The 10,327-nt window shown below is 43.8% G+C and carries 10 protein-coding genes; 4 read left to right on the forward strand and 6 right to left on the reverse strand.

Going from position 1 to position 10,327, the window contains the following annotated elements:
- Nucleotides 1-266: 266 nt before the first annotated feature.
- Complete coding sequence (locus tag M0Q51_16385; protein MCK9401554.1) at nucleotides 267-1,568, forward strand: cysteate synthase; 1,302 nt, start codon at nucleotides 267-269, stop codon at nucleotides 1,566-1,568.
- Nucleotides 1,569-1,622: 54 nt separating this feature from the next.
- On the opposite strand, the gene M0Q51_16390 is transcribed toward M0Q51_16385, so the two are convergent.
- Nucleotides 1,623-2,240 carry a PorT family protein gene (locus tag M0Q51_16390; GenBank protein ID MCK9401555.1) on the reverse strand — a complete coding sequence of 206 codons (618 nt, stop codon included), beginning with the start codon at nucleotides 2,238-2,240 and terminating at the stop codon, nucleotides 1,623-1,625.
- A gap of 257 nt (nucleotides 2,241-2,497) precedes the next feature.
- Here M0Q51_16390 and M0Q51_16395 point away from each other — a divergent pair, with 257 nt between their 5' ends.
- On the forward strand, nucleotides 2,498-3,718 hold the full coding sequence (locus M0Q51_16395; GenBank protein ID MCK9401556.1) for a serpin family protein: 1,221 nt from the start codon (nucleotides 2,498-2,500) through the stop codon (nucleotides 3,716-3,718).
- Nucleotides 3,719-3,774: 56 nt separating this feature from the next.
- Complete coding sequence (locus M0Q51_16400; protein ID MCK9401557.1) at nucleotides 3,775-4,098, forward strand: hypothetical protein; 324 nt, start codon at nucleotides 3,775-3,777, stop codon at nucleotides 4,096-4,098.
- Here M0Q51_16400 and M0Q51_16405 read toward each other — a convergent pair whose 3' ends face one another.
- The gene (locus tag M0Q51_16405; GenBank protein MCK9401558.1) at nucleotides 4,099-4,647 is read right to left on the reverse strand and encodes an RNA methyltransferase; all 549 of its coding nucleotides are present in this window, start codon (nucleotides 4,645-4,647) and stop codon (nucleotides 4,099-4,101) included.
- Between the two features lie 48 nt (nucleotides 4,648-4,695).
- On the opposite strand from M0Q51_16405, the gene mutS reads away from it, so the two are divergent.
- Entirely contained in the window at nucleotides 4,696-7,323 is a 2,628-nt protein-coding gene (gene mutS, locus M0Q51_16410; GenBank protein ID MCK9401559.1) for a DNA mismatch repair protein MutS, read from the forward strand.
- 17 nt (nucleotides 7,324-7,340) lie between these two features.
- Here the strand turns inward: mutS and M0Q51_16415 are convergent, their stop codons facing one another.
- The 4 genes from M0Q51_16415 to M0Q51_16430 form a co-directional block, all read right to left on the reverse strand.
- Nucleotides 7,341-7,850, reverse strand: a complete 510-nt coding sequence (locus M0Q51_16415; protein MCK9401560.1) for an OmpA family protein — start codon at nucleotides 7,848-7,850, stop codon at nucleotides 7,341-7,343.
- A gap of 85 nt (nucleotides 7,851-7,935) precedes the next feature.
- A complete protein-coding gene (locus M0Q51_16420; protein MCK9401561.1) occupies nucleotides 7,936-8,697 on the reverse strand; it encodes a hypothetical protein in 762 nt (253 codons plus the stop codon).
- 11 nt (nucleotides 8,698-8,708) lie between these two features.
- Complete coding sequence (locus M0Q51_16425) at nucleotides 8,709-9,344, reverse strand: hypothetical protein (GenBank protein ID MCK9401562.1); 636 nt, start codon at nucleotides 9,342-9,344, stop codon at nucleotides 8,709-8,711.
- A 142-nt stretch (nucleotides 9,345-9,486) separates the two neighbouring features.
- A partial coding sequence (locus M0Q51_16430; protein ID MCK9401563.1) for an ice-binding family protein occupies nucleotides 9,487-10,327 on the reverse strand: 841 nt, incomplete at its 5' end.

Raw genomic sequence — 10,327 nt, forward strand, 5'->3', positions numbered from 1 at the left:
TTGTTGATAAAGTGTCCACTACATTTTTTGAAAATAAAAGAATTCCATTTTTGTGTACACTGAATATCAATTAGTTGTGAAATTCAAATAGTTAAAAAAGGCAAACAAGTGTCAAAGTCGGGAATTACATAACAAAATAAATACATACTTGATTGTTAGAAAAACAAAAAACGATCAACTGGAAAATCAGTTCCCCGAACGGGCATTTTTTGGCGCTGAGTGTTTTTCATACCTTTGCCTTTTCATTTATATTAACAGAAAGTAAGATGGTACATAATTTTCAACCAACAGCGTATCATTTGCAATCGCTGGTTACCGGAAGGGATTTTGAAGATGCCGGATGGATGTTGGAAGCCCCCGGAGAAGATAAACCTTCGCTGCTGCAGACAGTGTACACCCAGGATCAGTTACAGGTGAAAGATGATGGCTTAGGCCTGTATAAATTTGTTGAATGGTTACCCGTGAAGCGCTTTTTGAATGGTTCATCATCTCCGGTAACATATAAAAGTGAAAAATTAGCTTCCAGTTTAGGCTTGACAAATCTGTACATCACATTCAGCGGCTGGTGGCCTGAGAAAGGGGCGACTATGAAAACCTGCTCTTTCAAGGAAACCGAGGCCTACTCTGTATGTGCGCGGCTACAGGAAAATTCTGGTAAAGTTTTGGTAGTTGCTTCTGCGGGAAATACGGCCCGCTCCTTTGCCCGCGTTTGTTCCGATAACAATATTCCCCTTTTACTGTGTGTCCCGGAAGATAACCTGGATGCCCTATGGTTTGATGAGAAGATCAATGATTGTGTCAAGGTCATTGCCTCGCGAAAGGGAAGTGATTACTTTGATGCTATACACCTATCAAACCTTGCATGTAAACTGGAGAAATTCCTTCCGGAAGGTGGTGCTAAAAATGTTGCCCGCCGCGATGGGATGGCTACAACAGTGCTCTCAGCCGTTACCACAATCGGCCGCATACCTGGCTATTATTTTCAGGCTGTTGGGAGCGGAACGGGCGCCATTGCTGCCTGGGAAGCTGACAAACGCTTTATAAAAGATGGTCGATACGGGAATAATAAGATGAAACTCATGGTTTCGCAGAACGCCCCTTTCTTACCTATTTATAACGCCTGGAAAGCCGGTTCACGGGAATTGTTGCCGCTCGATGATGATCTTGCCCGCAGGTATGTCGAGGAAATTTGGGCCAAAGTTTTATCTAACCGAAAACCTCCGTATTCAATATCGGGCGGTTTGTTCGATGCACTGAAGGATTCAGGTGGTGATGTATTATTGGTACCCAATAAGGAAGCCTTCTCAGCCGGAGAACTTTTTCTTGAAATTGAAGGGATAGACCTTCATCCGGCCGCTGCAGTGGCAACAGCTTCACTGATTAATGCCTGCCGTGAAAAAAAGGTGGAAAAAGATGCAGTGATCATGCTCAATATCACCGGGGGCGGGGAGGAGCGGTTCAAGAGAGGCCGGCAATTAAACTACCTGAAACCATCCGTCGTTTTCGACATTAATCCATCGTTGGACGATGTTAAAGTGAAGCTAGGTTCTCTGTTTGCAGATCACTAATTAGATGCAATACTAATCCAATAGTTTCAATTTTCAACTTTCAACTTTCAATTATTACTCATCGTCATTCTTCAGTTTGAACCTGAACCCCAGGTTTGCATAAAACGACTGCATTTTAGCTTCGATTGAATCATCCTTGAACTGGGGCGTCAGGCCCCATCCATAACTGACATCAAGGAAAAGAAACCAGATGTTCAACCCGGCACCGGCAGCGATATCGAACTGTGGACTTTTCAGGTCTGCTTTAACCAGGGGATAACTGTTTTCCTTGACATTAACCGGAATAAACATCGATGGCCCTAAAAATATTCTTAGGCTGGCAAAGTTTGAATTTTTCCCAATAAGCTTAAAACCAAAATTAACCGGGATTCTTATAAAGCTTGTATTATAGGTAAATACAGATTTTTCCGTATTTGCCGGGGTAAAAGATTGGTTCATTTTGTTGTAGAAAATACCCGGCTCGACATACATATTTCTGCCGATAGCAAGGCTTGCACCAATCTGAAATCCTGCGCGGCCATTAGCAATCAGGCTGTCAGGATCAGTTTTAAAACTTGGATTACTGTCGAAACGGGCGGCATTGATCCCGATTGCAGGTTTGAGCTCAAGCTGGGCAAAGCTGGCAGATACAAAAGAGCTTAGAAGGATTGTAAAAATGATGATCTTTTTCATATTTCACGGATTGAAAATATTATTGACAAAGATTATGAAAAATATTCGAAACAGAGATACATGATATTTGATATTCGAAGTTAATGACAACCTTATAACAACTTTATGACAACCTTATGACTATTTAATGACCACCTGATACAGGTAGAGGTACTGAGAGGAAATTTTAAAAAATGGCCTGAAATTTGATATATATTCAGGCAACTTTTAATGAGAGTTAAAGTCTTATTATTATGAAATTCAAACTAATTCATTATATGAAACCATTTATCGCCCTGTTCCTGCTTGTTTTCATGATTTCAGCAGTTTCCTGCAAAAAAGACCCGGAAGGGCCAAAACAACCAAAACCCATATATCTCCCCGAAAAAGCCGGTGAAGTTATTGCCGGTAGCAATGGCTTTGGCATCGATCTCTTCCGGGTTACGGCTTTACAAGAGGATGGCAACCTGATGCTTTCGCCGCTCAGCGCCGGCACGGCCCTTACCATGCTGCTCAATGGCTGCAATTCCCAGACTTATGTGCAGATCAGGGATATGCTGGGGTATGAAGGATTGACCCTTGATGAGATTAACAGTACTTACCGAAGTCTTATTGAGCAGTTGCTTGCTGTGGACCCTGAAGTTCAGCTTGCCCTGGCTAATGCAGTCTGGTACCGGCAGGATTTTTTAGTGAAGCAAACTTTCCTGGAGGTGATGGACAGCTCCTTTGAATCACAGATCGGAGCACTGGATTTCAGTCAGCCTTCAGCGCTTGAAACAATTAACAAATGGGCGAGCGACAATACCAATGGTAAGATTCCGAAAGTGCTTGAGGAAATTGAACCTGATATGGTTATGTTGCTGATGAATGCGCTGTATTTCAAAGGGACATGGACCTATCAGTTTGAAACAAACCAGACAGCAATCGCTCCCTTCCACCTTGAAAACGGAAGCGCCGTTAATGTCGATATGATGAGAAGCCTTATTCCGGTGAAAATGTATTCGGGCAACGGCGCTGCTGCAGTTGAACTCCCTTACGGCCGCCAGAATTTCTCGATGGTGATCATACTTCCTGATAATTCATTAGGAGAATATCTTACGGATTTTGACAAAGCGGATTGGAGTAGTATAACTGCCGCTTTGGATGCTATAACGGAGCCTGGGGAAGCTGAAATGATCGTGCCGAAATTTAAATTCGATTATGAGAAATACCTGAACGATCAGTTGAAAACACTTGGAATGATGGATGCTTTTGATCCATACCTGGCAGATCTTTCCGGCATTTCCGATGCGGATATTTACGTGGATTTTGTAAAACAGAATACTTATGTTGATGTGAACGAAGAAGGAACGGAAGCGGCCGCGGTTACAACGATCGGTATCAAGGAAGTAAGCATGCCGCCTTCATTTACCGTTGACAAGCCGTTCATTTTCGCGATAAGGGAAAGGACAACGAATACATTGCTGTTTATAGGTAAGGTTGAGAATCCGACATATTAAAAAAGTTTCTCGCTGATTTTCGCAGATTAAAGACGAAGATTCACACAGATCACTATATGAATGCAGCATCAATAACCATCTTCACCTTGATTTTATTGGTCATGTTTACAGCATGCGAAAAAAAAGAAGATTATATGGGTGAAGGTGTTATTACAGGATTTGACCCCAGGGACTGTGCATGCTGCGGAGGATTGCTGATCAACCTGAACAGCAGTTTCACTGAATTGATTACTGATAGCACTTACCAGGTCGATCATGTCCCGGGGAATTTCAACATTGATGTGAATACGGTTTTCCCGGTTCTCATCAGGTTGGATTATGAAAGGACAAATGCCCTTTGTGGCAAAACGATCGATATTATCAGGTTTGAAATAAAATAATCAAGCTCCCCGGATCATCAATTCTTCCATCTTTTTCGATAGTTCCCAGAGGACAATCCCTGCACTGATAGCAACGTTGAACGAATGTTTCGTGCCAAATTGCGGGATTTCTATGCAGCCATCAACAAGAGGAAGCAATCCTTCCTTTACCCCAAAAACTTCGTGGCCAAATATGAGGGCGATTTTCGACCCTAATTCAGGCTGAAACTGCTCCAGCGGAATGCTTTCATCAACCTGCTCAATAGCATAAACCATGAAACCTTCTTCTTTTAACAAACTGACCGCTGCTGCAACATCCTGGAAGTATTTCCATTCCACTGATTCCGTAGCTCCCAGGGCGGTTTTGGAAATATCCTTGTGTGGCGGCCTCGCTGAAATGCCGCAAATATAAATGCCGGAAACCCGGAACGCATCGGCAGTCCTGAAAATCGATCCCACATTATAAGCGCTGCGCACATCATCCAACACGATAATAACCGGCATCTTATCAGAGTTTTTGAACTCTTCGGCCGACAGTCGGTTAAGTTGAGCCATTGACAGCTTTTTCATAGAATGCTAAATTAATCTTATTTTTGCTTTACCCAAAGAATCCTCATTTTGAGCAACGATCCCGATATCATTGACACCCCGTTGATGCGGCAATATGCCACCATCAAGGCCAAATACCCGGATGCACTTCTGCTATTCCGCGTGGGTGATTTTTATGAAACCTTCGGTGAGGATGCGGTCAAAACATCAAAAATACTGGGTATCGTGCTTACCAGGCGTGCTAATGGCGCGGCTTCCTATGTCGACCTGGCCGGGTTTCCCTATCACGCCCTCGATACCTACCTGCCTAAACTGGTCAGGGCCGGACAACGGGTAGCAATTTGTGATCAGCTTGAAGACCCTAAACTGACCAAGAAGATTGTTAAACGGGGTGTAACGGAACTGGTTACACCCGGGGTTTCTTACAACGATAAGGTACTGGATCATAAGGAGAATAATTTCCTTTGCAGCCTGCAGTTGGGAGATAAGGTCTCCGGCATCGCTTTTCTCGACATTTCAACCGGTGAATTTTATGCCGCCCAGGGTAATAATGATTATATCGATAAGCTTTTGCAGGGTTTCAAGCCCAGTGAGGTTATAATCCAGAAAAGCAAGCGGGAGCGTTTCCAGCAGCTTTTCGGGAACAAATTTTACACTTATACTTTTGATGACTGGGTATTTACGGAAGATTTCGCGAAAGATATCCTGACTGCCCATTTCGGCACCACTTCGCTGAAAGGCTTCGGCGTGGAGGATATGCCCCATGCGGTGGTGGCCGCAGGCGGTGCTTTCCATTACCTGGCTGAAACGCACCACGATAAAATCCGGCATATCGTCAAAATTTCCCGGATTGAAGAAGACAAATATGTCTGGCTCGACCGGTTCACGGTACGCAACCTGGAACTGGTCAGCTCGATCAACGAGAAGGGCAGGACCCTCATGGACGTGATCGACCGGACGCTGACACCGATGGGATCAAGGATGATGAGGCGGTGGATCGTTCTGCCGCTCAAGGAACGCAAGCCCATTGAAGAAAGGCTGGATATCGTGGAATTCCTGATGAAGCATAACGAGTTTGCTGAAACCCTGAGTAAGCAATTTAAGCTGACCGGGGACCTGGAACGGCTCATCTCGAAGGTTGCAGTGAGCAGGATTACGCCGCGCGAAGTAGTACAATTTAAAAGAGCCCTTTATGCCGCTGAAGAGATTAAGAATATATGCGAAAGGACCGGACATGCTGCCCTTCAGAAGATTAGCGAGCAGTTGAACCCCTGCAAGATAATACGTGACCGCATCGAAAACGAAATTCAGGACGATCCGCCTACCGCGGTAAGCAAAGGAGGTGTGATGAAGAACGGGGTTTCGCCCGAATTGGATGAACTGAGGGGATTGCTTTTTTCCGGGAAAGATTATCTTCAGAAGCTACAACAGCGGGAGATTGCCCGCACCGGGATCACTTCGCTGAAGGTGGGCTATAATAACATCTTCGGCTATTATCTTGAAGTAACCAATTCACATAAAGACAAGGTTCCTTCAGAATGGAACCGCAAACAGACGCTGGTCGGCGCGGAACGTTACATCACCGAAGAGCTGAAGGATTACGAACAGAAGATACTCGGGGCGGAAGAAAAGATCCTCGTCCTTGAAAGCCGCTTGTACGATGAACTGATCCAGGACCTGGCCGATTACATCCGCCCGGTGCAGCTAAATGCCAACTGGATAGCCCATCTCGACTGCCTGCTGTCCTTTGCCGTCATTGCCAAAGAAAATAATTACCGCCGTCCTGAGATCAACGACAGTTTTGAAATCGAGATCAAAGAGGGCCGCCACCCGGTCATTGAACTAGAATTACCGTTAGGGGAGAAATATGTTTCCAACGACATCAGTCTTGATCACGAAAAGCAGCAGATCATCATCATCACAGGGCCAAACATGTCGGGTAAATCGGCTTTATTGCGCCAGGCGGCACTGATTGTGCTGATGGCCCAGTTAGGCTCTTTCGTCCCGGCAGAGGAGGCGAAGATCGGGTTAGTCGACAAGATATTCACCCGTGTCGGGGCATCGGATAATATCTCTTCCGGGGAATCGACATTCATGGTGGAGATGAACGAAACTGCCAGCATCCTCAACAATATAAGCACCCGCAGCCTGATCCTGCTTGACGAAATTGGCCGTGGCACCAGCACATACGACGGCATTTCGATCGCCTGGGCGATCACCGAATTTCTTCACGAGCACCCTGCATACCGGCCCAAAGTGCTCTTTGCCACACATTACCATGAGCTGAACGAGATGGCTGCCACACACAAGCGGATACGGAACTACCATATATCGGTTAAAGAGATTGGCAACCAGGTGATCTTCCTGCGCAAATTATGCAAGGGAGGCAGTGAGCATAGCTTCGGTATCCATGTGGCCCGCATGGCCGGCATGCCGCCGAAGGTCATCGAAAGGGCCAATGAATTACTCAAACTGCTGGAGCGTTCTCATAGCAACGACGAACTGGCAAAGATGGCCAAAGAGCTCGCCACAACCGATAAAGACCAATTCCAGCTTTCCTTTATTCAGCTTGATGATCCTCTTTTGGAACAGATCAAGCAGGATATCCTGCACACCGATATCGACAATCTTACACCTCTCGAAGCGCTGATGAAGCTGCATACGATCAGGAAACGGCTTGGAGGAACAGAGACATGAAAAATCGTCTATCGTCCTTATTGATCCAATAGCGTATAAAGCTCTTTCAAGTCAGGGGATAAGATGACTTCAGTTCTGCGATTGCCGGCACGTCCTTCAGCTGTTTCATTCGTTTTTACGGGGTGAAATTCTCCTCTGCCTGATGCCGTGATACGATTCGAATCAAAGCCATTGTCTTTTGTCAAAATACGTACAATGGATGTGGCTCTTGCTGTGCTGAGATCCCAATTATCTTCAAATAGATTTGTTTTAATGGGGACATTATCCGTATGGCCTTCAATCATCACAGTGATGTCTTTGGTACTGTTAAGCACCTTGGCAAGAGATTTGAGCGCTTCTTTTCCTTGAGGATTAACCACATCGCTACCCGATTTGAACAGCAATTTTTCTTCGAGCGAAACATAAACGTTTCCGTCTTTAATGTAAACGTATAGCTCATCAGTTTTATAATTCATCAGCGCATCGGCTATTGAATTTTTAAGCTTGGTCATCACCCCGATAGCTATCAGGATAGAGGGCTTTTTCATTTAAACGATTTGAATCGCTAAAGTGCCATTTTGATTGTACATATGATTTATATTAGTTTGTGAATATTATTCTTTATGCTTCTCCTTATTGTTTTTTGGTTTCCCGAATCACAATCTCAAGCAGGGCATGACGCTTTTTGGCATCCTGAATCAGGGAATCAGCGTTATCCTGACCGATAGCAAAACAGGTCTTGATTGTTTCGCGGATTTGCATACCCTCTTGCAGTAGTTCTTCGGGCATCAATCGCTCAAATTGTTCATGATATTTCCCTGTTAGCAAATCATCAATAGAGGACCCTTTCAGCAATTGTCCCTTGCGGTTAATCCAGCCCATGTCAAGTAATTGGGTAATAAAAGACGGCACTTGTTTATTTTTAAGAAAAGTCTGAAAATAATCCATCACTTTACGGGTGAACCGCCGTCGGATTTCCTTGACAATCAGTTTGACAATCAATTTATCAAGGTCATCGCTCAGTTTTTGATACTGTATTAAATCTGTCGTCCCTTGTTGCGCCCGTTCGAGAACTTCGCTGGGAACAATACGAATTGAAATTTCCATCATCTTTTGTCCTTCATCACTCAGCGCGTATTGAATATCCATGCTCATGCCCTTCATCTCACGGATCAGTTTCCGCCTTTCTTCCGGTGAACAATCCACCGATAGCCGCTCTCCGTGCTTTTCCATGTCCAAAATCGTCTTAACCAAGCCTGAACCCGCTTGCGGGAAGAAAAGATTTGCAACGCGATAAAGAGCAAGTAGTTTTTCCGTGGAAACTTTTTCAGCGTTAAGGTAAAGCGGTGAAAACAGAATAGGATTGGCTCGTAATAACGAAGGTTTCTGAGGCATATTGTTCCACTTTAGGCGTTATAAATTGCTCCAATACTGCGGAATGGAAGGCGATAAATAACATAAGAAACCAAAAAATCCGTTTCAAGCATTTTATCCAAAAGGTGCATAACGCCCATAAAAACAATGGGCAATTCTCCTTTTTGAAGTGTGCTTGTAATACGTTTTAAGATGAATTTATCCCTCACTGTTAGTAGTTCCCTGCTTTTAACCTGGTATTCTGCAATTGTCTCCTTCCGATCCTTATCAGAATTTTTCATCAGTAGTTTATTAAGCAGATCGTATTCCCGTATTAGTAAATCTATGTTTTCCGTGCCCTCAAATTTCGCCTTCTTCTGTATTAAATCTAAAATAAACAAGAAATTAGGACTGCCACTCTCGGCAAGTCGCGTAATTATTTCTAATTCATTACCGCACACCGGCACACCATCCTGATAAATGCGTGTCTGATTCCAGGGTAAGTTTAGTTCTTCTATTTTGGCAGCAATTCCCTCCCACATTTCATCAACTGCCGACAGTTCCTTATCGATTCTTCCTCTTTTTATATCATTTTTTTCATTTCCGTGCAGGATTGAAGCTATGCGTCCTGAATCTTCCCGTGCATGCAGAATAGGCACATAAATAAGTCTTCTGAGATCTTTCATCATTTTCGCTCCTTCATTTAAAGTTCAAGCGCCTTGCTGATTATGTTTACCAAATCTTCATTTTCAAAAGGTTTGCTTAAGTATTCGCTGATATTAAGGTCAGCCGCGTCCCTGATGGTATCAGGACATCCATTCGTAAATTCTTTTACTTCTGTGAAACCAGTTTGCCTGATTGTATTATTTTATTATTGCTGATCACTTTGTAGAAATAAATTCCTGAAGGAAGATTACTTGTTTCAAGAGTGGTTAATTGTTTAGTGAGGGTTGTATTCATCACCTCTTTTCCCAAAACATTATACATCCTCAATTCAACTTCCTTAATTTGCGATGCATCATTTATCATGATGGTTGTGGATGTACTGAATGGATTCGGGTAAATGGTAACTGCTTCATTTGTATTTGCTGCATCAAAAGGAGCAATGCCTGTTGGATTGCAACCGGGAGGCATGGTGGCAGTTATTGCAGAGGTATTTAAAGCACCTGTGGTTGTAAGCGATCTGCCATCAAGTGTAACTCCATTATTTAAGCTGATCGCGCCATTGTTGCAAATAATCGTTCCCCTGAAAACCGAATATTCATTTATGTCCACTGCGCCTTCAACCATCCAATACACATTTTGTTCCTGCGTTCCGTTAATCAAAATAACTTTTGAATACGTGCTTGTTGAAAGGGCACCGTTTATCTGGATAACAAATACAGCATTTGCATTACCTTGTGCATTGAGGTAAAGTGTATCTGTAAATGTTGCAGCAGCGTTCATGAGGTAAGTATGTGGTGTAAGAACCAGGTTGTTACCAAACTGTGCAGGATACAGCAGCTCAATATCATAAGGCAGTGTGTTCAGATAATTATAGACATCAAGCAAATCGGCTGCACATTGTGCTGTAGAAGCATCCGGAATGGGATGAATAGTACCTGTTACTAACAGCGGATCGAAGCCGGTGGTTAAACCGACATTCGTTCCAATATCACCCGTAACATACGTT

The organism is Bacteroidales bacterium (genome assembly GCA_023229505.1).
Lineage (GTDB): Bacteria > Bacteroidota > Bacteroidia > Bacteroidales > JAGOPY01 > JAGOPY01.

Bases quoted from the DNA above. Each gene is read 5' to 3' on its own strand.
- M0Q51_16395 (MCK9401556.1), top strand. From the start codon at position 2,498: ATGAAACCATTTATCGCCCTGTTCCTGCTTGTTTTCATGATTTCAGCA.
- M0Q51_16420 (MCK9401561.1), bottom strand. From the start codon at position 8,697: ATGCCTCAGAAACCTTCGTTATTACGAGCCAATCCTATTCTGTTTTCA.
- M0Q51_16415 (MCK9401560.1), bottom strand. From the start codon at position 7,850: ATGAAAAAGCCCTCTATCCTGATAGCTATCGGGGTGATGACCAAGCTT.
- M0Q51_16385 (MCK9401554.1), top strand. From the start codon at position 267: ATGGTACATAATTTTCAACCAACAGCGTATCATTTGCAATCGCTGGTT.
- M0Q51_16405 (MCK9401558.1), bottom strand. From the start codon at position 4,647: ATGAAAAAGCTGTCAATGGCTCAACTTAACCGACTGTCGGCCGAAGAG.
- M0Q51_16425 (MCK9401562.1), bottom strand. From the start codon at position 9,344: ATGATGAAAGATCTCAGAAGACTTATTTATGTGCCTATTCTGCATGCA.
- M0Q51_16390 (MCK9401555.1), bottom strand. From the start codon at position 2,240: ATGAAAAAGATCATCATTTTTACAATCCTTCTAAGCTCTTTTGTATCT.
- M0Q51_16400 (MCK9401557.1), top strand. From the start codon at position 3,775: ATGAATGCAGCATCAATAACCATCTTCACCTTGATTTTATTGGTCATG.